General features: G+C 69.6%; 22 protein-coding genes. 12 read left to right on the forward strand and 10 right to left on the reverse strand.

Annotation, left to right across the window (positions count from 1 at the left end; translation table 11 throughout):
- Positions 1-251: 251 nt before the first annotated feature.
- Entirely contained in the window at positions 252-617 is a 366-nt protein-coding gene (locus ACQEXA_RS11255; RefSeq protein WP_432935007.1) for a peptidoglycan-binding domain-containing protein, read from the forward strand.
- A 107-nt stretch (positions 618-724) separates the two neighbouring features.
- Here the strand turns inward: ACQEXA_RS11255 and ACQEXA_RS11260 are convergent, their stop codons facing one another.
- From ACQEXA_RS11260 to ACQEXA_RS11275, 4 genes are all read right to left on the reverse strand, one after another.
- Entirely contained in the window at positions 725-1,309 is a 585-nt protein-coding gene (locus tag ACQEXA_RS11260) for a rhodanese-like domain-containing protein (protein ID WP_432935006.1), read from the reverse strand.
- Positions 1,310-1,445: 136 nt separating this feature from the next.
- The gene (locus ACQEXA_RS11265; RefSeq protein WP_432935005.1) at positions 1,446-2,189 is read right to left on the reverse strand and encodes a sulfite exporter TauE/SafE family protein; all 744 of its coding nucleotides are present in this window, start codon (positions 2,187-2,189) and stop codon (positions 1,446-1,448) included.
- Positions 2,186-2,551, reverse strand: a complete 366-nt coding sequence (locus tag ACQEXA_RS11270; RefSeq protein WP_432935004.1) for a rhodanese-like domain-containing protein — start codon at positions 2,549-2,551, stop codon at positions 2,186-2,188. Before ACQEXA_RS11270 ends, ACQEXA_RS11265 begins: the two co-directional genes overlap by 4 nt.
- A 46-nt stretch (positions 2,552-2,597) precedes the next feature.
- Positions 2,598-3,956, reverse strand: a complete 1,359-nt coding sequence (locus ACQEXA_RS11275; protein ID WP_432935003.1) for an MBL fold metallo-hydrolase — start codon at positions 3,954-3,956, stop codon at positions 2,598-2,600.
- A gap of 315 nt (positions 3,957-4,271) precedes the next feature.
- On the opposite strand from ACQEXA_RS11275, the gene ACQEXA_RS11280 reads away from it, so the two are divergent.
- The 9 genes from ACQEXA_RS11280 (at position 4,272) to ACQEXA_RS11320 (ending at position 12,663) form a co-directional block, all read left to right on the forward strand.
- Entirely contained in the window at positions 4,272-4,553 is a 282-nt protein-coding gene (locus ACQEXA_RS11280; protein ID WP_432935002.1) for a metal-sensitive transcriptional regulator, read from the forward strand.
- 189 nt (positions 4,554-4,742) lie between these two features.
- Positions 4,743-7,529 (forward strand): ATP-binding protein, encoded by a 2,787-nt coding sequence (locus tag ACQEXA_RS11285; protein ID WP_432939750.1) that lies wholly within the window; start codon positions 4,743-4,745, stop codon positions 7,527-7,529.
- Between the two features lie 423 nt (positions 7,530-7,952).
- Positions 7,953-8,855: an IS5 family transposase gene (locus ACQEXA_RS11290; protein ID WP_433129601.1), complete on the forward strand. Its 903-nt coding sequence runs from the start codon at positions 7,953-7,955 to the stop codon at positions 8,853-8,855.
- Positions 8,856-9,017: 162 nt separating this feature from the next.
- Positions 9,018-9,488: an acyl-CoA thioesterase gene (locus tag ACQEXA_RS11295; RefSeq protein WP_432935000.1), complete on the forward strand. Its 471-nt coding sequence runs from the start codon at positions 9,018-9,020 to the stop codon at positions 9,486-9,488.
- Between the two features lie 140 nt (positions 9,489-9,628).
- Complete coding sequence (locus ACQEXA_RS11300; RefSeq protein WP_432934999.1) at positions 9,629-10,057, forward strand: hypothetical protein; 429 nt, start codon at positions 9,629-9,631, stop codon at positions 10,055-10,057.
- Between the two features lie 531 nt (positions 10,058-10,588).
- A complete protein-coding gene (locus ACQEXA_RS11305; protein WP_432934998.1) occupies positions 10,589-10,993 on the forward strand; it encodes an SsgA family sporulation/cell division regulator in 405 nt (134 codons plus the stop codon).
- 179 nt (positions 10,994-11,172) lie between these two features.
- The gene (locus ACQEXA_RS11310; RefSeq protein WP_432934997.1) at positions 11,173-12,027 is read left to right on the forward strand and encodes a Bax inhibitor-1/YccA family protein; all 855 of its coding nucleotides are present in this window, start codon (positions 11,173-11,175) and stop codon (positions 12,025-12,027) included.
- A 127-nt stretch (positions 12,028-12,154) separates the two neighbouring features.
- Positions 12,155-12,304 (forward strand): hypothetical protein, encoded by a 150-nt coding sequence (locus tag ACQEXA_RS11315; RefSeq protein WP_432934973.1) that lies wholly within the window; start codon positions 12,155-12,157, stop codon positions 12,302-12,304.
- Entirely contained in the window at positions 12,301-12,663 is a 363-nt protein-coding gene (locus ACQEXA_RS11320; protein ID WP_432934974.1) for a hypothetical protein, read from the forward strand. The genes ACQEXA_RS11315 and ACQEXA_RS11320 overlap by 4 nt, the downstream gene beginning before the upstream one ends.
- A gap of 77 nt (positions 12,664-12,740) precedes the next feature.
- Here the strand turns inward: ACQEXA_RS11320 and ACQEXA_RS11325 are convergent, their stop codons facing one another.
- From ACQEXA_RS11325 to ACQEXA_RS11340, 4 genes are all read right to left on the reverse strand, one after another.
- The gene (locus tag ACQEXA_RS11325) at positions 12,741-13,331 is read right to left on the reverse strand and encodes a DUF308 domain-containing protein (protein WP_433129604.1); all 591 of its coding nucleotides are present in this window, start codon (positions 13,329-13,331) and stop codon (positions 12,741-12,743) included.
- 44 nt (positions 13,332-13,375) lie between these two features.
- Positions 13,376-14,995 carry a tannase/feruloyl esterase family alpha/beta hydrolase gene (locus tag ACQEXA_RS11330; protein ID WP_433129606.1) on the reverse strand — a complete coding sequence of 540 codons (1,620 nt, stop codon included), beginning with the start codon at positions 14,993-14,995 and terminating at the stop codon, positions 13,376-13,378.
- A gap of 422 nt (positions 14,996-15,417) precedes the next feature.
- Positions 15,418-15,546 carry a hypothetical protein gene (locus ACQEXA_RS11335; protein ID WP_432934977.1) on the reverse strand — a complete coding sequence of 43 codons (129 nt, stop codon included), beginning with the start codon at positions 15,544-15,546 and terminating at the stop codon, positions 15,418-15,420.
- Positions 15,547-15,628: 82 nt separating this feature from the next.
- Positions 15,629-16,618: a helix-turn-helix transcriptional regulator gene (locus ACQEXA_RS11340; RefSeq protein ID WP_432934978.1), complete on the reverse strand. Its 990-nt coding sequence runs from the start codon at positions 16,616-16,618 to the stop codon at positions 15,629-15,631.
- Positions 16,619-16,710: 92 nt separating this feature from the next.
- On the opposite strand from ACQEXA_RS11340, the gene ACQEXA_RS11345 reads away from it, so the two are divergent.
- A complete protein-coding gene (locus ACQEXA_RS11345; RefSeq protein WP_432934979.1) occupies positions 16,711-17,109 on the forward strand; it encodes a VOC family protein in 399 nt (132 codons plus the stop codon).
- Between the two features lie 170 nt (positions 17,110-17,279).
- On the opposite strand, the gene ACQEXA_RS11350 is transcribed toward ACQEXA_RS11345, so the two are convergent.
- Complete coding sequence (locus ACQEXA_RS11350; RefSeq protein ID WP_432934980.1) at positions 17,280-17,972, reverse strand: cytochrome b/b6 domain-containing protein; 693 nt, start codon at positions 17,970-17,972, stop codon at positions 17,280-17,282.
- Positions 17,920-18,642: a molybdopterin-dependent oxidoreductase gene (locus tag ACQEXA_RS11355; RefSeq protein WP_433129608.1), complete on the reverse strand. Its 723-nt coding sequence runs from the start codon at positions 18,640-18,642 to the stop codon at positions 17,920-17,922. Before ACQEXA_RS11355 ends, ACQEXA_RS11350 begins: the two co-directional genes overlap by 53 nt.
- A gap of 440 nt (positions 18,643-19,082) precedes the next feature.
- Here ACQEXA_RS11355 and abc-f point away from each other — a divergent pair, with 440 nt between their 5' ends.
- Positions 19,083-20,717, forward strand: a complete 1,635-nt coding sequence (gene abc-f / locus ACQEXA_RS11360; protein ID WP_432934982.1) for a ribosomal protection-like ABC-F family protein — start codon at positions 19,083-19,085, stop codon at positions 20,715-20,717.
- Positions 20,718-20,758: the final 41 nt, after the last annotated feature.

Raw genomic sequence — 20,758 nt, forward strand, 5'->3', positions numbered from 1 at the left:
CCGAGTTCGTCATAGCCGGCGCCTGTGGCCTGCACCGCCTGGTTCGGTAAGCAGCCACGAGCCGAAATCGCTCCGTGCGCTCCTCACTCCACTGTCCAGCCTGCTCACTCCGATCGAAGGCCGGCGCAAAAGTCCCACGTCACGCTGCGATCACACCGTCGCAAACTCGCGGGCTTTGCTGAACGCAGGGAGGATGGGCCCGTATCCATCACCCCGGCCGCCCAGTGGGCGGCCGGGCCGGAAGGAGCAGCATGAAACAGCGCAGACTGGTCACCTTGGGCGCGGCACTGTGCACCGCCACCTCCCTGGGTCTGGCTGTGCCACAGGTCGCCACGGCCACCAGCACGAAGTGTTCCTACGTCTCGTCGACTTTTCGGCCCGTGCTTACGTACGGTGACTCCGGTGCGGCGGTCCGGCAGGCCCAATGCCTGAGCAACGTGTGGGGAGGACTGCCGCCGAAGCTGGCCGTCGACGGGGTCTTCAACTCCGTGATGCTGAAAAAGATCAAGTGGATCCAAGGCTGCCACGGTCTGCCGGAGAACGGTCTCATCGAGGCGCGCACCTGGCAGGTGCTGTACCACCCGGCTCTGGACTGCTACAACCCTTATCCGGCCTGAGCAACCCGTCGCCGGCCCAGCCGCCGGCAGCCGGTCGAACGGGCCTGATCGGCGTGCTCCTCACGTTTCACAGGGGCCGGCTCACAGGGCAACCGGTGCTTACCTCCTCAATCAATACCGACGCCGCGCAGGCGAGCGAGCGTGGCATCCAGGTCGGCCTGGCGAGGCCGGTTGTGAGGGAGCTTGGCGAGCATGGCTGCCATGCCGCAGGTGTTGGTCAGGGCGGAGAAGACCAGGCCGCCGGCGATGCCTGCGGACAGCAGTTGGAAAGCCGGGTGCAGAACCAGACCGAGCAGCAGGCCCAGCAGGACGACCGAACCGGCGGTGAGACGGACCTGGCGTTCCATGCTCCAGGTCGCCTTCGGAGCTCCCTCGGGCCGGTGCAGGTCGTGCCCCTGGGCCGCCCAGGCACCGGTGCCTCCGGCGAGTGTGGCGGTGTCGATACCGCGGCCGGCGAGGATGCGGCAGGCGTTCTCCGAGCGGGCGCCGGAGGCGCAGACGACGAGGATGCCGCGGCGCTCGGAGGCGGTGCGGATGTCGGGCAGGGCCCGGTCGAGTTGGTCGAGCGGAATGTTGAGGGCGCCGGGCAGGTGTCCGCCCGCGTATTCGCCGGGGCTACGGACGTCGATGACGGTCAACTCGTGGAGGCGCGAGTGGGCCTCGCGGGGGTCGAGGGTGGTGGGGGTGGTCATGGCAGATGTCTTCCTTGTGCGTCGGTGACACGGGGGCATGGACGAGGGTGATCGGAAATTTGCGCTGACAGGCACGCGGAACGGCGCGGGCAGCACGGGCCAGGACGGCGGGTGGCTGCATCTGCCGAGGAGCGCCTCATACGAGTACGTCGACGAGCATGAAGGCGGCCACCGCGAGCAGGAGGCAGGCGAAGACCCTCTGAAGCGTCTTGCCCTTGATCTTCTTCCCCAGGCGTTTGCCGTCCCAGGCGCCCAGGATCGCCGCCCCGGTGAAGGGTGCTATCACCGCCCAGTCCAGGTGCATCCCGGTGCCGGCGCGAGCGGTGAGGGCGGCCAGCGAGTTGATCGTGATGACCAGCAGGCTGGTGCCCACAGCGGCGCGCATGGCCATACCGAGGACGCCCACCAGGGCGGGTACGGCGAGGAAGCCGCCGCCCACGCCGAGGAACCCAGTGACCGCGCCCAGTCCGGCTCCGGCGGCGCCGGCCTTTCCGGGGCGGACGTGGCCCGACGGTTTCGTGTGCAGGGGGCGCAGCATCCGCAGGGCCGCGATCCCTGCGACGACGGCGAAGGCCACGGTGAGCACGGGCTGCGGCAGGTGGCCGGCTGCTGCCCCCGCGAGCATCGCGGGCACGATGCCCGCAGCGGCGAACATCAGCCCGGTACGCCAGGCGACGTTGCCGTCCCGGGCGTGCCCGGTCAGGGCCGTGACCGAGGTGAGTGTGACGATGATCAGGCTCGCCGTGGTCGCTTCCGCCGGGGTGAAGCCGAGCAGGTAGATGAGGGCAGGCACCGCCAGGACGCTTCCTCCACCGCCGAGGCCGCCCAGGGCGAGGCCTATGACGGCACCTGCGACGAGTGCGAGAACCAGACCGGTCATGCGATGAAGCCGCTGTTCCCGCGTTCGTCGACCAGGGGGTGGCCTGCGGCGGCCCACGCCTTCAGGCCGCCCTTGACATCGACGGCCTCGGCGCCACGTGCGGCCAGCAGTTCAACGGCGTCCTGCGAGCGGCGACCACTGCGGCATATCACCACCAGCGCCCGGCCCTGGGCCGCGGCCGGCAGTGCCGCCCCTGCGGCCAGCCGGGACAGCGGGACGTGCAGGGCGCCAGGGGCATGCCCGGCTTCCCATTCGGGCTCCTCCCGCACGTCCAGCAGAACGGCCCGGGCATGGACGCCACCGGTACATCGAACGGCCTCGTCAACGGTGACCCGGTCGTCGCCGCGCCGGAAGAGGGACATGGCTCTACCTCTCAAGAACTCGAAATGGGTTTTCGTCCGGTCCGGCTCAGCCGGTGACCAGGTTCAGGCCGGCCTCGGCGGCGGCCGCGAACCCGTCGTCCACGGCCACCACGTCCCGGCCCACGGCATCGAGCAGCGAGGCGGCGATCGCGGCCCGCATGCCGCCGGCGCAGTGCACCCACACGGTGCCCGTCGGCACCTCGCCCAGCCGCTTGTACAGTTCGTGGACCGGGATGTGCACGGAACCCTCGACGTACCCGGCGGCCCGTTCCGATGCCCGCCGCACATCGAGAACGACCACGCCGTCCGTGCCTCGCTCGGCCAGCCCGGCGAACGTGGACCGTGGGAAGGAGACCGGCCTGGTTCCCTTCGGCACCCACCGGTCCGGCGTGCCCGTGGCGGCGGCCGCGGGACGATCGATGCCGACCCGGACCAACTCGCGCTGGGCAGCAGCCAGTTGCTCCGGAGACTCGGCCAGCAGCGTGACCGGCTTGCCCCACGGAATCATCCAGGCCAGATACGTGGCGATCTTGCCCTCCGCCTCGAAGTTGAACGAGCCGGCGACATGCCCCTCGGCGAACGCGATGCGGCTGCGCAGATCGACCACCCACTCACCGGCGGCCAGCCGGTCGGCGATCTCCTCGGCGTCGGCGACGGCCGGCGGGGCCAGGTTCACCGGGACGGGTCCGGCTGCGTTGGCCGGCCCCATGTGTGTGTAGTAGGCGGGGACGTCATCGAGCTCGGCCAGCAGACGGGCGACGAAGGAGTCCACGTCGGTGGTGAGCGCCACGTTCACGGCCTTCTCCTTGCCGATCGTGGTGGCGTCGCCCTCTGCCTGCGTGGAGGAGCAGAAGCTGCCGAAGCCGTGCGTGGGCAGGACGGGCGTCTCGTCCGGCAGCTCGGCCGCCAGGCGGTGCGCCGAGGCGTGCTGGGCGCGCGCCAGTTGCTCGGTCAGGCGGGGTTCGACCAGGTCCGGACGGCCCATGGTGCCGATCAGCAGGGAACCGCCGGTGAACGCGGCCACGGGCAGGCCCTCCTCCTCGAGCACGAAGGAGGTGTGGTGCGGTGTGTGCCCGGGGGTGGCGACCGCCCGCAGCGTGAGCCCGGCGTCGATGTCCGTCACGTCGCCGTCTGCCACCGGCACGCGGGCGAACGAGACGCGCGCTCCGGCCGGCACGAGATAGGCGGCGCCCGTCGTGCGGGCCAGCTCCAGGCCGCCGGTGACGTAGTCGTTGTGGATGTGCGTCTCCACCACGTGGGATATCCGCACTCCGCGTCGGGCGGCGGCCGCGAGGACCTGGTCGATGTCCCGTGGCGGGTCCACTGCCACGGCCGTACGCCTGCCGCCGGCCAGGTAGCTGCGGTTGCCCAGGCCCTCCAGCTCGATGGTGTCGACGAAGTACATCGGGCGCTCCCTTCCTGAGAAATTACCCCCGGGGGTATACGAGACACCGTAGCACGGGTACCCCCGGGGGTATTCTGGGACGGCCCTGAGACAGCCGGCTGGCTGGTCTCCCGATCCACCACCCCATGGGCGGTAGCAGATGCAGCGAGGTGATGGTTGTGCCGCGGACCCTGGGCGGTTCACTCCGCGAGATGGGCACCGGCCGCGCTTGAAGGGCAAGAACCGCGGCGCTGATCGTCAGGCGTGTTCTTCGGCGCCCCTGATCGCGGACCTCACGGGCTAAGATACCGGGAGGGGTATATCCAGGGAGTGGTCGTGGAACTGACGATGGCAGAGAAGGAACTCAAGGCGGTAGTCAACCGGCTGCGCCGGGCGCAGGGACAGATCACCGGCGTGATCAAGATGATCGAGGAGGGGCGGGACTGCGAGGAGGTGGTCACGCAGCTCGCAGCGGCTTCTCGCGCTCTGGACAAGGCGGGCTTCGCAGTCATCGCGACCGGTCTGCAGCACTGCCTCAGCGACTCCGAGATGGCCGCTGACGGAGACCGGGAGCAGATGCGCGCCCGACTGGAGAAGCTCTTTCTGTCCTTGGCCTGATCCGCGTGGACCGAGCTGTCCTTGGCCTGATCCGGGTGGACCGAGCGTCGGGACCAGTACCGATAGGCAGCGCAGCTGTGGTCGGACCTCAACGGCGCGGCCTTGCCGTCCCCCGTCTTCATCAGCCGATACTTCATGCCGGCCTCTCGGCAACAGCCGGGCCGGGCCCGAAAATGGTGGTGCGCCGTGGTGTTCACTGATCCGGCGCGAGTCAGCACCGCCGATCTCCTGGTGGGACGCGAGCGCGACCTGGACCGCATTCTCGGGTTGCTGGAGCAGCACACGGGTGGCGCCCTGCTGCTGTCCGGGGATCCCGGCGTCGGCAAGTCCGCGGTGCTGGACACCGTGGCCGGGGCCGCCGCGCAGCGCGGGGCACATGTGCTGCGCGCGGCCGGTACCGAGTTCGAGGCGGACGTCCGCTATTCGGCGCTGAACCAGATCCTGCTGCCGCTGCACAGTGCCCTCGACCGGCTCAGCGCCTCCAGCAGAGAGGCCCTGAGCGTTGCCCTGGGCTTCGGCGCCGGCCCGCCTCCTGAGCGCTTGGTCGTCTGCAACGCCGCGCTCGCCCTGCTGCGGTCGGCGGCGGACGACAGCCCCCTCCTGCTGATCGTGGACGACCTTCCCTGGGTGGACCGGGCGAGTGCCGCCGTCTTCGGCTTCCTCGCCCGAAGGCTGTCCGGCGGCCGCATCCGGTTCCTCGCCGCCTCACGCACAGGCGTGGACAGCTTCTTCGACGGCAGCGGCCTTCCGGCGTACGAGTTGCCCGCCCTGGACACGAACTCCGCCGCCCGCCTCGTTGACCTGCGCTTCCCCGACCTCGCGCACCCGGTACGGCGGCGCCTGCTGGACGCCGCGCAAGGGAACCCGCTGGCGCTGCTCGAGCTCCCCGACGCGCTGCGCGCGGACCAACGCCGGGCCCGGGAGGTCGTGCCGGCCGTCCTGCCGCTGGGCAAACGTCTCCAGTCCCTGTTCGTCTCCCGTGTCCGGTCCCTGCCCGCCGCGACCCGCGTCCTGCTGCTGCTCGCCACCTTGGACGGCACCGGTGACCTCGGTGTGCTCTCGGCGGCCGCGCGGGAAATGGACGGCGACGCGGACCTGCGCGACCTCGACCCCGCCGAGCAGGACGGTCTTGTGCGCGTGGACGAGTCCCCGCGCCGCCTGGCGTTCCGGCACCCGCTGATCATGTCCGCCGCGGTCGAGGCAGCCACCAGCAGCGGTCGGCGTGCGGCGCACCGCGCTCTGGCTCAGGTGGTGGCCGACAAGCCGGAACAACGCGCCTGGCACTTGGGCGAGGCCACGCTCCAGCCCGACGAGGAGGTGGCCCTCCTGCTGGAGCAGACCGCACGGCGCATCGTGGACCGCGGGGACGCCGTGGCCGCGATCGCGGCGCTCACACGGGCGGCCGACCTCAGCCCGCGGAACACCGATCGAGCGCGCCGGCTGTCGGAGGCCGCCTATGTGGGCGCTGAGGCGATCGGCGCGCTGCGCAGCGCGTCGGAACTACTGGAGGACGCCCGGCGGGCGGATCCCGAGCACGGCGCGTCCCTGCGCTCCGCGACCGCCGCGGTCCAGCTCGTGCTCAACAGCGACGGGGACCTGGCCACCGCCCACCGCCTCCTGGTCGGCGCCATCGAGGAGGGCGACCACGGTTACGACGCCGAGGACCCGGCGCTCATCGACGCGCTGTACTTCCTGCTGCTGCTGTGCAGCTACGGTGCCCGCGAGGAGCTGTGGGCGCCCTACAACGCGGCGGTCTCCCGGTTGCGTCCTGCTCCCCCGCCGCTCCTGCTGACCGCCGCCCGGACCTGGGGGGACCCGGCCCACGCCGACGCGGCGACACTGCGGGAGCTGGACGAGATCATCGGCGGCGCGCTGAAGGAGACCGATCCTGCCCGGGTCGTCCGGGTGGGGACCGCCGCGGTCTACCCGGACCGGCTGTCGGCGGTGCGCGAGGCGGCCTGGCGTCTGGTCCGGCAGGGGCGCGAGGGCGGCCCGGTACGCCGGCACATCGGCGCCCTCCTGCACCTGTGCCTGGACGACTACCACCGCGGCGAGTGGACCGAGGTCCTGGAGCTGTCGGAGGAGGGTCTGACGCTGTGCACGACGTCCGGGTACGCCGTCTGCACCTGGTTCTTCCAGTACACCAAGGGCCTGGTGACCGCCTCTCGGGGCGACACCGAGACCGCGCACGCGCTCGCCGACGCGATGACGAGCTGGGCGGCGCCCCGCGGCATCCGGGAGGCCGTCCACTGCGCCCAGCACGTCCATGCCCTCGCGGACATCGCCGAGGGCGACTTCGACGCGGCGTTCGGCCGCGTGAACGCCATCAGCCCGGCGGGCAGCTTCACCCCGTACGTCGCGCACGCGGCGTGGGTGTTCTTCGAACTGGTGGAGGCCGCCGTACGTACCGGCCGACGCGCGGAGGCCGCCTCGCATGTGCGCGCGCTGCGTGAGACGAACGTCGCCGGGCTCTCACCGCGGCTCGCCCTCCTGGCCGGCTGCGCCGAGGCCCTCGTCGCGGAGGACGACGCCGAGACGGTCCGCCTGTTTACGAAAGCGCTGGCCACACCGGAGGCGGAACGGTGGCCGTTCACTCTGGCGAGGGTGCGCCTGGCCCAGGGTGAGTGGCTGCGCCGCTCCAGGGCACTGTCCGAGTCCAAGGCTCCCCTGACTGCCGCGCTGGAGACCTTCCGGCAGCTGGACTCCTCGGCCTGGGCGGAGCGGGCGCGCAAGGAACTGCGGGCGGCGGGCCGGGTCGTACCGCACCCGGACAGCCGGACCGGGGGGATGCTGACAGCGCAGGAACGCGAGATCGCGGAACTCGCCGCGACCGGTCTGACGAACAAACAGATCGCGGAGCGCCTGTTCATCTCGCATCGCACCGTCGGCGCCCACCTGTACCAGATCTATCCGAAGCTCGGCATCGCCTCTCGGGTGGCGCTGCGGGACGCGCTGCGTCAGAAGGACGCGGACTGACGGACCGCCTGGCGGGGTTGCGCCGACCGGTCTCCCCGGCCGGTGCAGCGGGAAGTCCGCTCACACCCAGGCAGTCGCAGCGAGGTCCGACGCGGCTCTTCAGGCGGCCCGGCTCCCGCTGCCGTCCAGGGTGTGACCAGGTGTGCCACGGGAGCTGACCGCCCTTGCCGATCCCCGGCCGGCGGCGCCGTCAGTCGTCCCCGGCCTCCGCGTCGGCCAGCCGCTTGAGCCACTCATGGAGCAGGCACCGCTCGCCGGGGCTGAGCGCCGCCGTGTCGCGACCGTCTATGCCATCGGGGAACGTGCCGCGGAGTTCATACGCGAAGGCGCCTGAGAGCCTGTCGGGTGGCTGATCATGCGTGATGCGTGACGGTCGCGATCTGCCCTCTGGGCATGGCGACGGCCCCGGAATGATCACGTGGTGTGTGCCAGTGCGACAACTCCGAGGCCGTCAGCGGCCCGTGCTATCCGTCCAGCCTGACCGATGAGATGTGGGAGATCATCCAGCCGCTCCTTCCCATGCGTGACCTGCGGAAAGGCGGCGGGGTGCGCAAGTACCCGGATCGGCTGGTGCTCGACTCAATCTTCTACGTGCTGCGCTCGGGCTGCCAGTGGCGGATGCTCCCGCGCGACCTGATGCCCTGGGACGCGGCCCACCGCTGGTTCACCAAGTGGCGCCGGGACGGCACCTGGGACCGCGTCCACGGCGAGCTGCGCCGTCAGGTCCGGATCGGGGCCGGACGCGATCCCGAGCCGTCGGCCGCCGTGATCGACGCCCAGTCGGTCAAGACCAGCGAGGGCGGCGAGGCGCGTGGATTCGATGCGGGCAAGCGAACGACGGGGCGGAAGAGGCATCTGATCGTCGACACGATGGGCCTGCTGCTGGTCGTCACCGTCACCTCCGCGTCCGTGCAGGACCGTGCCGGAGGCCGCGCCGTCCTGGCCCGGCTCGCCGCCGGCTTCCGCACGGTCAGTCTGGTGTGGGCCGACGGCGGATACGCCAACTCTGTTGATTCCACGCTGCTTTCATGGGCTCGCAACGCGCTGGACATCGTCGTCCAGATCGTGAAGCGGACCGACGATGTCAAGGGTTTCAAGGTCCTGCCCCGCCGCTGGGTGGTGGAGCGAAGTTTCGGCTGGCTGGTCCGCAACCGCCGACTGGCCCGCGATTACGAACGGCTGACCGCGACCTCCGAGGCCATGATCAAGGTGGCGATGATCCGCCTGATGCTCGTCCGGCTCGCCGGGCAGCCAACGCGGTGGAGCCACGAATCCCACCGCAAGACTGCCCGAACCAAGACCGCCGAAGACCTCATCGCAGCGTAATCAACCAGCCACCCGACAGGCTCTGAGCCCGGACTCCTGCCCACGCTCCTCACGGACCGGGTCCACACTCCCTTGTTATCCTCCGAAACACGTGTTCACACGTGTTTACGTGCGACCCGCTCTCGTCCCGAGAGACGGGCGTATGACCCAAGGAGCAGAACCATGTCCTCCACCACCCAGACCGCCGACGCACCGGGCACCGATGTCGGTGTCCTGATGCCCGTGGTCGTCCACTTCGACGACCTGGACCCGATGGGCCTGCTGCACAACGGCCACTACCAGGTGCTCGTCGAGCGAGCGTGGGGGTGGTTCTGGCGGGACAGGGGCGTCGGCGGCAAGAGCGGCCTCGAAGGAGACGGCTTCAACGTCGCCAAGGCGTTCGACATCACCTACGACCTCCCCGTTTCGGGGATCGGCGAGTACGCCGTGCACCTGTGGATGAAGCGCCTGGGCAACTCCTCAGCCACCGCGGGCTACCGGGTGTGCTCGGCCGACGGGAACACGACGTACGCGCACGGCAGCCGTGCCGTCGTACGTCTCGACCGCACCACCCTGACGCCCACTCCGTGGTTCGAGCGGGTCGCGGAGATCGCCCGGACCATCGGTCTGCCACAGACCAACGACAAGGCCTGAAGCAGACCTTCGCCGGGACGGACGGCGGGGCCGACATCTCTGCACCAAGCCCTTCAAAGTAACCGCCTTGACAGGTGATGCAAGCGCCTGAAAAGCTCTCGTCACCAGTCAGAACGGTTACTTCTCGGTGAGGACATCCCATGGCAGTCGTACGGTTCGATCTCGTCTCCAAGCTCAGCCCGAAAGACGTGCTGGCAGTGCTGACGGACTTCAGCCCCTCACGTGCCAAGGCGTGGCCCACGATCGACGCCGAACACTTCGAGGTTCACGAACTCGGCGACACCTGGGCCGAGGTCACCGAGGGGACCGCCGCAGCCTGGGAGCGCGCGCGCTACGAGTGGGAGCCGGCCGGTGACACGGTCACCGTCACCACGGTCGACTCAAAACTCTTCGGAGCCGGCGGCGGCTGGGTCTTCCGGATGACCCCGGAGGGTGACGGCACCCGGGTCGATGTCGAGCTGACACGGCACCCGAGTACGGTCAAGGGCAAGATGCTCGCAGCCCTGCTCCCCCTGGCCGCGCCGTCATCCCTGCGCAAGTCCTTCGCGGGACCCCTGCAGGCGAAGTGACGCGCGCCCGGTCCCTGATCCGCGGGGCCATCGGTGCGGCACGGCTCACACCGTGAGGGGCCGACAGCGCAAGCTGTCGGCCCCTCGTCATGTCGGCGCGGGCGGTAGCCGGAGGTCGCCGGCCGGTCGCCATCACCTCTGCATATATCCAGTAGCCATCGCGGCCTGACAGCGCCTGCACGGCGCGGAATGAGGTACGTAATTCCTTGAGTTGTACGGGCAGTGGTCCCGGCCGTGCGGCGCCGGCAGACAATTGACTTACGTCACGTCCCCGGCAGTCCGTAGGACACATCACGGCGCCGCCTTTGCGCCGACACAAGCCTCGCGGACGCCATCCACCGGAGCGGGTGTTCCGCCAACTGCTGCGTCCGAGGCTGCCCTTCGACCGTCAACTGACCGATGTGCGCGTCCGCCCCCTGGCGAAGAGTGGTGGACACAGACTTCGCCCCACGGAGGGGAACTCCTGCCATACACCGCGATCACCCACCCCTGCAGGCGCGTTCGGCGCCCGAGCTTGTGCCTTCACTGTCCTTGGACCTCACCCAGATGCTCGATGAATTCACCCCGCTGCCGATGCGAGCGGAGTTCCGCTTCGACCCGGACATCCCCGCGGTGATCACGGTCGAGTTCCTGGCGGAACGAGGACCGAGTCTCATCTGGCGCATCGGCCGCGAACTTCTCCATGGCGGCTTGACGTCGATGAGCGGCTGCGGCGACGTACGCATGTGGCCGGCGCTGCCCAGAGAGCAGCCCTCGTCCTGGCTGCTTCTCGAATCGCAGGAGGTGGAGGCCCTGTTCGAGGTGCCCATCGCGGCCCTGGCGGTGTGGCTCGACAGCACCTACCAAATCACCTCGGCCGAGGCCGAGTTGGACGGTCTGAACTGGGACGACTTCCTCATGGAGCTACTCGACGACCCGGGAGCGCCGTGCGAATGACCGTCACCGGATCCACCCACTGGATTTGCTCCGCAGTGCGTCACCTGCCAGAGTGGTGACGCACAGGGTTACCGCCCTCGGCCCGGCACGTGGCGGGCACCACACGTATGCCGTCCCGGGCACCCGATGCCAGCGATGTACCGCAGGCCGCGCGTGTGCGGCAGACGAGGAGGAATGACGTGAGGACCAGCAACCCGATCTTTTCCCGCTGGGGTGCCGCCCGTGACGCCGGCCCGGCCGAGGCCGACGCGCTCCAGCCGGTTGGTGCCACGGTCGGAGGCCGGTCGACGGCCGACTACCAGACCAACCCCTACGCCCCGGGCGCCGGCACGTCACCGCGGACCGACCGGACCGCGGTGACGATGGACGACATCATCGTCCGCACCGGAATGACACTCGGCACCGTGGCCCTGGCGGCAGTGCTGTCCTGGCTCCTGCTGCCCGTCGACGAGGCGAACATCGGCCGGTCCTACGGAATCGCCGTGGGAGCGGCCCTCTTCGCCTTCGTCCTGTCGATGATCCAGGCCTTCAGGCGGACGCCGTCACCGGCACTGGTCCTCAGGTACGCCGCGTTCGAGGGCGTCTTCCTCGGCGTACTCTCCAGCACGATCTCGACCTACATCGCGCCGGGTGTGGTCGTGCAGGCAGTGCTGGGCACCTTCGCGGTGTCCGTGGGTGTGCTCGTCGCGTACCGGATGCGCTGGATCCGCGTGAACCGGAGGTTCACAGGGTTCGTCGCCGCCGCCACGACCGGCTTCCTCCTCTTGCTGGTCGCCGACCTTCTCTTCTCCGCCTTCGGTGCGGGCAACGGCCTCGGCTTCCACAGCGGCGGCCTCGGCATAGTCTTCGGCGTCATCGGCATCCTGCTCGGCGCGGCGTTCCTCGCCCTGGACTTCAAGCAGGTCGAGGACGCCATCGCCTACGGCGCCCCGCGCGAGGAGGCGTGGCTGGCGGCCTTCGGTCTCACCACCACGCTGGTGTGGATCTACCTGGAGGTCCTGCGGGTGCTGACCATTTTCAACAGCGACAACTGAGTTCTCCGACGTCTGAGGGGCATGCGCGGCGCGCATGCCCCTCAGACGTGTCCGTACGCGGATCCGCCGCATGAGCCTCCACGGAACCCGGCTCGTTCTCATGTCGACAACCTGATCGCCAGAACGGGTGAGCGCACTTCCGCCGCGGCGCCGTCCCCAGGACGATCTGCTCTCCGCCCTGGTCGCGGTACGCGACGAGGACGACGGCCGCCTCTCCGAGGGGGAGTTGGTGGGTACGGCGATGATGTCGGCCGTCGCCAGCCACGAGACACGGTGAACCGACTGGGCAACGCCGTGCCGGCCCTGCTGCAACACCCCGATCAGGTAGGGCGGTTGCATGAACGGCCCGAGCTGGTGCCCGGCACGGTGGAGGAGTTCCTGCGTTACGACACGTCCGTGGAGCGCTCCCGCCACCTCGCCTTCGGGCACGGCATCCACTACTGCCGGGGCGCCCCGCTCGCCCGCCTCCAGACGACCACCGCCCTACGCACCCTGCACTCCCACGTCCCGGAACTCGGACTCGAACTCGCTGCGCTGGCAGACTCGTTGAAGTGGATCGGCTCCGGGATCACCGCGGTGTGCTGTCCCTTCCGGTGCGCTGCTGCGTCGGCTGACGGCGACCACCGTGTCGGCTGACGACGGCCACCGTACGAAAACGTCCCGGCCCGCGCCGTGGAGGCGCGGGCCGGGACGGAACCGAAGGGGTACGGCCGTCAGACGGTCCGGGTGCGCAGCTGGCGGGTCTTCCAGCCCAGGAGCAGGGCCTGGAGGATGAACCACACCCCACCGCCCGTGGCGTACACCGACAGCACGTCGAGCGAGGGGTTCTCGCCCGTGGCCTGGATGTTGTAGGTGATGCCGACGAGGAAGGACAGGCCGCCCGAGATCAGGGTCGGCCACTGCTTGCCCAGCTCAAAACCGCGCCGCCGCAGCCCGACGACCACCTGGGCGGCGCCGGAGATGACGGCCCAGGCGCCGAACACATGGAGGACCGGTGCCTCGCCGCCGACGCCGGCGATACCGATCGCGACGGCGGCCAGCGTGCTGAGCACCCCGTTGAACGCGATGATCCAGCGCTCGGAACCGTTGGGCGTCGCGCGGTAGTCGATCAGCGAGGACACCGCGTCGATCAGCGGGTAGACGACCAGCAGCGTGATCGCCACCGCGTCGACGTCCTTGTGGGCTCCGGCGAACACCAGGGCCCACACCACGGCGAGGACGCCGCGGATCAGGTACAGCTTCAGCAGGGAGGAGCGTTCACCCGTGGCCGCCTGGCCGGGCGGGGTCGCTGTCCGGGTGCTCATGTTGGTTCGGCCTCTCTCAGGTCAGGGGGTTGTCGCCGACCCGGTCAGTGCCGGGAGGGGGCGACGCAGTGGAAGCTGGAGGCGAGGGACGCGTCGCCCTCGCCCTTGTAGCGGGACACCTCGGGGTAGGCGCACAGGTCACGGTTGACCTGCTCGCCCTTGGCGTTGATCAGGGTGGCGGGCAGCGTCTTGGGGGCCTTGCCGTGCTCGACCCAGTTGGTCAGCGCGGCGAGGCCGTCGGCCGAGCCGTCAAGTCCGTTGAGACCGCAGTGGTTGGTGCTCGGGGCGAGGAACACCCGGTAGAAGTCGTCCACCTGCTTGGAGCCGCCCATCTCCTGCTCGACCTGCCTGCGGTACTGCACGGTGCTCTGGGTGGGGATGTACTGGTCGGCCTGGCCGTGCCAGGTGATCAGCTTGCCGCCGGAGTTGCGGAAGCCCGACAGGTCGGGGTCGTCCGTGCCGATGACCTTGTCGTACTCGGCCTCGGACTGCTTGAACAGCTGCGTGAACTGGCTGTAGGTGATCTTCGAGACGTCGAAGGACGGGTCCTTCTTCAGCCAGAGTTTGACCCAGTATTCGGGCACCTGGAACGGCGCTCCGGTGACGTTGCCGTCGGCGTCCGCCGGGTTGGTCGCCGCCAGGCCCTTCAGGTCGGCACCGAGCGGGATGCCGGACCACAGCTTCTCGCCCGAAGCGGTGCGCGGGCCGTCCCAGATCTTGCGGACCACGGCCGCGTCGGCCGCCGTGACGGTCAGCTCCTTGCCGTTGCACAGGACCTTGGTGCCGATCAGCGTGCGCGGGTCGAAGTCACAGCGGGACGCGTCGTTGACCAGGCCGTCCGTGACACCGTCGAGCTTGTCGCAGGCCTTGACGGCGGCATTGGTGAAGGCGTCCAGCTCGCAACCGGTCGGATAGATCTTCTCGTTGTTCATGACCACCTGCGGCCACAGGGTGGCGACCTCGAACTCGTCCCAGTTGATGGCGGGCGCGTCCGCGAGGATGCCGTCGAAGTCGTCGGGGTAGCGCTGGGCCTCCATGTAGCCCTGGCGTCCGCCGGTGGAGCAGCCGGTGAAGTAGGAGTAGGCGGCGCGCTTGCCGTAGATCCCGTCGACGACCTCCTTGCCGACGACCGCGGCCTCGTGCTGGGAGCGGGAGGCGAAGTTCTTCAGCAGCGCGTTGCTGACCTGGCCGTTGCTGTTCAGCACCCAGCTGACGTCCAGGGCGTCACCGACGCCGGCGTCGGTGGTGGTCGCGGCGTAGCCGGCCTTGACGGCGTTGCCCATTCCGACACCGTTGTCACCGGCGAGGTAGGCGGAGCCGCCGAGTGCCTGGAAGCGGCCGTTCCAGCCCGTCTCGGGCAGCCACGTCTGCATCTTGGCGTGGTCGCCGTCACCCGGGTGGGTGAGGGTGACCGTCACCTGGCAGAAGGCCGGGACATTTTCGGCCACGCCCTGCAGGATCCCGGTGCCGTGGATTGTGCCGCCCGGCTGGCGAACCGCCGTCACGGACTCCACCTTGGTGCCGGCCGGGGCCTTCACGGAGGGGTTCACACAGGCGGACTGCGCGGCGGCCGAGGTGGTCTGCGGCTCCGCCGAGGCGGTCGGCAGGTAGACCGCCGCAGCCAGCGGCACACCGGCCGCGAGAACAGTCAGAACTCTCTTCATTGCTTTCCCATCCAAGAAGTAGGTGTGCGCCTGGCTGCGGCCACACGTGTGCGTGCCATGAGAAGAACGGTGGGTGGACCGAGTGGACTCACCACGGACGGCGTCCGCGCATGCCTGCGTGACCTCGGTATGCGCCCCCGGCCTCGGGTTGGCTGAGGACTGAGCCAGACTTTATCACCGGTTAAAGCGGTGACGAAAGAAGGTGTGTCGAATTCAGGTGCCCGGGTCGTCCGTACGGCATCGACCCGGTCCTACTCTGGCCGCGCGTCCCACACCCCACATCAGTCAGTTGACGGTCCGCGCACCACATGCCCCGGCCGGACCCCGCACGGGACGTGTTAGGTCATACGACGATCCGCCGCGCCACTGCCCGCGTCGGGGATGTTCCTCTGCAGCCACACGGTCTTGGCCCAGTCGCTCGGCTAGATGTTCCAGGCGCGCTCAAGGCCGTCGACCAGGAACAGGCCACGCCCGCGCTCGGCCCGCGCGCTGCCCTCATCGGTGAGCGAGCAGGCGGTGGCCACGGGCGGGTCGCTGTCCCAGTCCCGCACCTCCAGCCAAACGCCCGCAGCCGCAGGTCGACGTCGCTGCCCACATGGACGAGGACGTTGCTGACCCGCTCAGAGGTGGCTGTCAGGCTTGGCGGGCGTAGGAGGCGAGGCGATCGGCGAACGCGACGACGAGGTCGCGCAGTTCATCGGGGCGCTCGATGACGAACGGCCGGTTGAGCGAGGCGAGTACCGGAGGCAACCAGTCGAGCCGCTCCGCCCGCAGCTCGACGCGCAGCCAGCGCTCGGTCGCCCGCTCCTCGCCTGCCGCGGGCGCGTCCTCCTCCAGGCTCGCGACGCCGGCGGGAAGGTGGGCGCGGATCTGCTCAACCGTCCCTTGAATCCGCAAGGTCACCGCATGCTGGTACTCAGCCGTGGCGAACCCTGTCACCACGCGCTGCGCCGGATCCGGACCCACGGGCGCTTCGAATGAGCCGGGCAAGGTCCTCGCGTCTGCGATGCGATCGAGCCGGAAGGTTCGGTCCTCGCCGATCCGGGCGTCCTTGCCCGTGACGTACCACCGGCCTGAATGGGCGACGATCCCATACGCGTGCAGCGTGCGTTCGCTGCCCCGTCCGTCGCGGTCGGTGTAGCGGATCGAGACCGGTCGGCGGTGGCGCACCGCATCGGCGATGGTGAGCAGGACCCCAGCGTCCGGGGTGTCGAACTCGCGGGGCTGTTCCGTGAAGGCGAGAGTCTCCAGGAGTGTGTCGAGCCGACGGGCGATGTGCTTGGGCAGCACCCGCCGGATCTTCGCCGATGCCGTCTCGCTCGCCGTGTGCGCCATCGTCGTCAGCCCCGCTCGGCGGCCGGCGACCAGGCCGAGCAGCACGGCCAGCGCCTCGTCGTCGCTGAGCATGAGCGGAGGCAAGCGGTACCCGGGGGCGAGCCGATACCCGCCGTAGCGGCCGCGCACCGACTCCACCGGCACGTCCAGGTCGATCAGCTGGTCCACATACCGCCGCACGGTGCGCCCTTCGACGCCGAGCCGGTCGGCGAGTTCGGCCACCGTCCGGGTGCCGCCCGACTGCAGCAGCTCCAGGAGCGTCAGCACGCGGCCGGTGGGTCGAGGCATGTGCACAGCATACGTGAATAGAGGACCGATTCTGTCCACTATTTCTCCTAGCCTGCGAAGTACACGACTCCAGCACAGCCAAGGAGATCCCCATGGACTTCGTCTCGATCCGGATCATCACCAGCGACGTCGCGCGTCTCGTCGAGTTCTACGAGCGAGCCACAGGGGTGCGGGCGATGTGGGCCACCGAGGACTTCGCCGAGCTCAAGACCCCCAACGCCACCCTCGCGATCGCCGGCACCCGCACCGTCCCGCTGTTCGCCCCGGGCTCTGCCCGCCCGGCGGACAACCACAGCGTGATCACCGAGTTCCTCGTCGACGACGTGGACCGCGTCCACCAGAACCTGACCGGCTTCGTCACCGACTTCGTCAACGGGCCCACCACGATGCCCTGGGGCAACCGGTCGCTGCTATTCCGCGACCCCGACGGCAACCTCGTCAACTTCTTCACCCCCATCACCCCGGCGGCCATCGAGAAGTTCGCACGTTGACGCCGCGCACACCTCTCGCCCGGGCGCTCTGAGATGCCAGGGCGCCGTCGCCTGGGGTCAGCAGACACACGGCCGCAGCCACCGCGTGGAGGTGGTGGCCGCGGCCTGGCGGACGGCGCGGTGCAGCACCGCCGTCAACTTCCTCACCAAGGACTACGGCGGAGTGGGTATCACCCCTTGTCTGCTTCATCGGTCGCAGTACCCGCGCCCTCCTCACGCAGCCACCGGGAGTGGTACCGCTCCGCCCAGGAGCGGCTGACGTACCCGGTGCGCATCCCCAGCCTCGCCTCCGGGTCCTCGAAGGCCTTGCGCATGTGTCCGAGCACGACGAAGGTGATCGCCCAGGCGAGGAGATCGTGGACGAAGATCGCACTGGTGCGGGAGATGAAGGGCAGCAGCCCCATGAACCACATCAGCAGGCCGGTGAACGCCATCACCAGCACGGAGCCGGCGATCCAGCCCGCGTAGAGCTTCTGACCCGCGTTGAACTTGCCCGCCGGGCGGGCCTCGGGCGACTTCCGGCGCCTGCGGACGGCCCTTAGCCACCGCCTGTCGTACACCGCGAAGCGGTTGAGCCGACGAAGGTCCGCGCGGAAGGCGGGAGAGAAGAGCCCCAGCAGGAAGGGCAGCGGGAGCGAGATGCCCGACCACTCGTGGACCGTGACCATCAGGTGCCGGCGCCCGACGAGTTGGGCCAGCGGTCCGAGGTAGAGGCAGGCGGCGGAGACCAGGCACACGAGCATCAGGTAGCCGGTGGCCCGGTGAACCATGCGCTCGGCGGTGCTGAAACGGCGGACACGGCCGTCGCGTTCAGGCCGCGTCGCGGTGCCGCTCGGCGTCGTCGAGCCAGCCGTCGATCGCATATCCACGCTCCTCCCAGTAGCCGGGAACGACCTTGTCGGTGACCGAGATGCCGGACAGCCACTTGGCCGACTTGTAGAAATACATGGGAGCCACATAGAGGCGGACCGGTCCGCCGTGCTCGTGTGTGATGGGCTTGTCCTGCATGTTCAGTGCCACCAGGACGTCTGAGCGGCGCGCCTGCTCCAGGGTGAGGCTCTCGCTGTAGGCGCCGTCGAAGCAGGTGAACCGGATCGCCGCGCTCGGGGAACGCACCCCGGCGTCGTCGAGGATGTCCGCCAGCTTCACACCGTCGAAAGGCGTCTTCTCCACGCGCCATCCATCGGTGCACACGACGTCGTGGACGACCCGGGTCTGCGGCATCGCGCGCAGCTCGTCGAGCGTGTAGGTCTTCGGCCGATCCACCAGTCCGCCGACCCGCAGTTCGTAGTTCGTCTCGTCCTTGCGCGGCACCGAGCCGACGACGCTGTAGTACCGGAAGCCGCCCGGATTGGGCAGCAGACCGGTCAGGCCCGTGGCGTCGATCTGAGAGGCGGCGCCGAGGAACCCCTGCCAGCCGCGCTGAAGATAGGGCGCGGTGGCGAGCCCCGCCGCGCCCACGCCGAGCATGCCCAGCATCGCCCGCCGCGCCACCGGTGCGCCCTCGGTCCTCCGCTTCGGCTTTCCTGCCATGGTCAGTGTGCTCCTTCGGATTGCCGACGATCCCGGCGAGACGGGGCATGCGGACGGCACGGATAGGGCGACTCACACGTGTGAGCTGAGGCGCACCTATCCCACTCTATCGTCACCCGTTCAACCGGTGACGATAGTGCCATGGGGTCTCTGAGCTGTCAACAACGAGCCGTCGACTGCGTGACGATGCACACACGTATGAGTCCAGGCCGGCCACATCGCCGAGGACGGCTGCTAGGCTGTCAGCGACGTTGACCATGTATCGAGGAGTCGCAGACGTGGTAGGTGAAGACGACATCTCGGGGTGAGACCCGGGTCTGACGGCCACCGGCCGGCGCTCAGGAGCGCTGCCGAGGTGGCCGGTTTCGTCGTCCCCCTTTTTCCACGTCTGCCCAGGGCAGAGGTCCAAGCTCTGCCCTCAGTCCCTCCGAGGTCTTTCCATGTCCGACGCCGCCATCGTCTGCTCGAACCTTTCCTTCGCCTGGCCCGACGACACCCCGGTCTTCCACGACCTGTCCTTCAGCGTGAACACCGGCCGCACGGGCCTGGTCGCCCCCAACGGCTCCGGCAAGAGCACGCTGCTCAAGCTGATCGCCGGCGAACTCAAACCCGCCACCGGCTCGGTGTCCGTCAGCGGCACGCTCGGCTACCTCCCGCAGAGCCTGCCCCTGACCGGGAACCTCACGGTCGCCGAGGTGCTCGGCGTCGCCGCGGTGATCCGGGCCCTGGACGCCGTGGAGTCCGGGGACGTGAGCGAGGAGCACTTCACCACCATCGGTGACGACTGGGACATCGAGGAGCGCACCCGCGCCGAGCTCGACCGTCTCGGCCTGGCCGATCTCACTCTGGACCGCAGCCTCAGCACGCTCAGCGGCGGCCAGGTCGTCTCGCTCGGCCTCGCCGCCCAGTTGCTCAAGCGTCCCGACGTACTCCTGCTCGACGAGCCGACCAACAACCTCGACCTGGAGGCCCGGCACAAGCTGTACGACGTGCTGTCGGACTTCAACGGCTGTCTGCTCCTGGTCAGCCACGACCGCGCACTGCTCGACCGCATGGAACGCATCGCCGAACTCGGCAGCGACGAACTGCGCCTGTACGGCGGCAACTTCACCGAGTACGAGGAGGCCGTCCGCGCCGAGCAGGAGGTCGCCGAGAAGAACGTGCGAAACGCCGAGCAGGAGCTGAAGCGGGAGAAGCGGGAGATGCAGCAGGCCCGCGAACGCGCCGACCGCCGGCAGAGCACCGCCGCCCGCAACCTCAAGAATGCCGGCCTGCCCCGCATCTTCGCCGGCAACATGAAGCGCGGCGCGCAGGAGTCCGCGGGCCGGGCCGGGCAGATGCACGCGGCTCGTATCAGCGAGGCGCAGGCCCGGCTCGACGAGGCCGGCCGCACCCTGCGCGACGAGCAGCGCATCACCCTCGAGCTGCCCGACACCCGGGTGCCCGCCGGACGCAACCTCTTCCTCGGCACGGGGATGCAGGTCCACCTCGGGGACAAGGCCGTGTTCGCCGCGGGCGGTGTGGACCTGACCGTCCGGGGTCCCGAGCGCATCGCGCTGATCGGGCCCAACGGCGCCGGTAAGACCACTCTGATGCGTCTGATCAGCGGCGAACTCGCCCCGGACGGCGGGGAGATCAAGCGCAACGACGGCCGGATCGCCTACCTCTCGCAGCGCCTGGACCTGCTTGACCTGGACCGCACCGTGGCGGAGAACTTCGCCGCGTTCGCCCCGGAGCGGCCCGAGGCGGAGCGGATGAACCTGCTGGCCCGCTTCCTCTTCCGGGGCGCGCGGGCGCACCTGCCGGTCGGAGTGCTCTCCGGCGGCGAACGGCTGCGCGCCACCCTGGCCTGCGTGCTGTGTGCCGAACCGGCCCCTCATCTGCTCCTGCTCGACGAGCCGACCAACAACCTCGACCTGGTCAGCGCGGGCCAGCTGGAGAGCGCGCTGAACTCCTACCAGGGCGCCTTCATGGTGGTCAGCCACGACGAGCGGTTCCTCACCGAGATCGGGGTCGACCGCTGGCTGCGGCTGGCCGACGGAGGACTCACGGAGACGGGAGCCCCTGCGGTGTGAGCCGCCGGAGTGTGCCGTGGCCCGCGTCCGAGGCGCAGCTC

This window comes from Streptomyces sp. CA-106110 (assembly GCF_050936285.1).
Classification (GTDB): Bacteria; Actinomycetota; Actinomycetes; order Streptomycetales; family Streptomycetaceae; genus Streptomyces.

What these genes read in the sequence shown, in the direction of transcription:
- ACQEXA_RS11255 (WP_432935007.1), top strand. Translation starts at nt 252, where the DNA reads ATGAAACAGCGCAGACTGGTCACCTTGGGCGCGGCACTGTGCACCGCC.
- abc-f (WP_432934982.1), top strand. Translation starts at nt 19,083, where the DNA reads ATGTCCGACGCCGCCATCGTCTGCTCGAACCTTTCCTTCGCCTGGCCC.
- ACQEXA_RS11350 (WP_432934980.1), bottom strand. Translation starts at nt 17,972, where the DNA reads ATGCGATCGACGGCTGGCTCGACGACGCCGAGCGGCACCGCGACGCGG.
- ACQEXA_RS11325 (WP_433129604.1), bottom strand. Translation starts at nt 13,331, where the DNA reads ATGAGCACCCGGACAGCGACCCCGCCCGGCCAGGCGGCCACGGGTGAA.
- ACQEXA_RS11270 (WP_432935004.1), bottom strand. Translation starts at nt 2,551, where the DNA reads ATGTCCCTCTTCCGGCGCGGCGACGACCGGGTCACCGTTGACGAGGCC.
- ACQEXA_RS11295 (WP_432935000.1), top strand. Translation starts at nt 9,018, where the DNA reads ATGTCCTCCACCACCCAGACCGCCGACGCACCGGGCACCGATGTCGGT.
- ACQEXA_RS11265 (WP_432935005.1), bottom strand. Translation starts at nt 2,189, where the DNA reads ATGACCGGTCTGGTTCTCGCACTCGTCGCAGGTGCCGTCATAGGCCTC.
- ACQEXA_RS11260 (WP_432935006.1), bottom strand. Translation starts at nt 1,309, where the DNA reads ATGACCACCCCCACCACCCTCGACCCCCGCGAGGCCCACTCGCGCCTC.
- ACQEXA_RS11340 (WP_432934978.1), bottom strand. Translation starts at nt 16,618, where the DNA reads ATGCCTCGACCCACCGGCCGCGTGCTGACGCTCCTGGAGCTGCTGCAG.
- ACQEXA_RS11330 (WP_433129606.1), bottom strand. Translation starts at nt 14,995, where the DNA reads ATGAAGAGAGTTCTGACTGTTCTCGCGGCCGGTGTGCCGCTGGCTGCG.
- ACQEXA_RS11355 (WP_433129608.1), bottom strand. Translation starts at nt 18,642, where the DNA reads ATGGCAGGAAAGCCGAAGCGGAGGACCGAGGGCGCACCGGTGGCGCGG.
- ACQEXA_RS11345 (WP_432934979.1), top strand. Translation starts at nt 16,711, where the DNA reads ATGGACTTCGTCTCGATCCGGATCATCACCAGCGACGTCGCGCGTCTC.
- ACQEXA_RS11300 (WP_432934999.1), top strand. Translation starts at nt 9,629, where the DNA reads ATGGCAGTCGTACGGTTCGATCTCGTCTCCAAGCTCAGCCCGAAAGAC.
- ACQEXA_RS11275 (WP_432935003.1), bottom strand. Translation starts at nt 3,956, where the DNA reads ATGTACTTCGTCGACACCATCGAGCTGGAGGGCCTGGGCAACCGCAGC.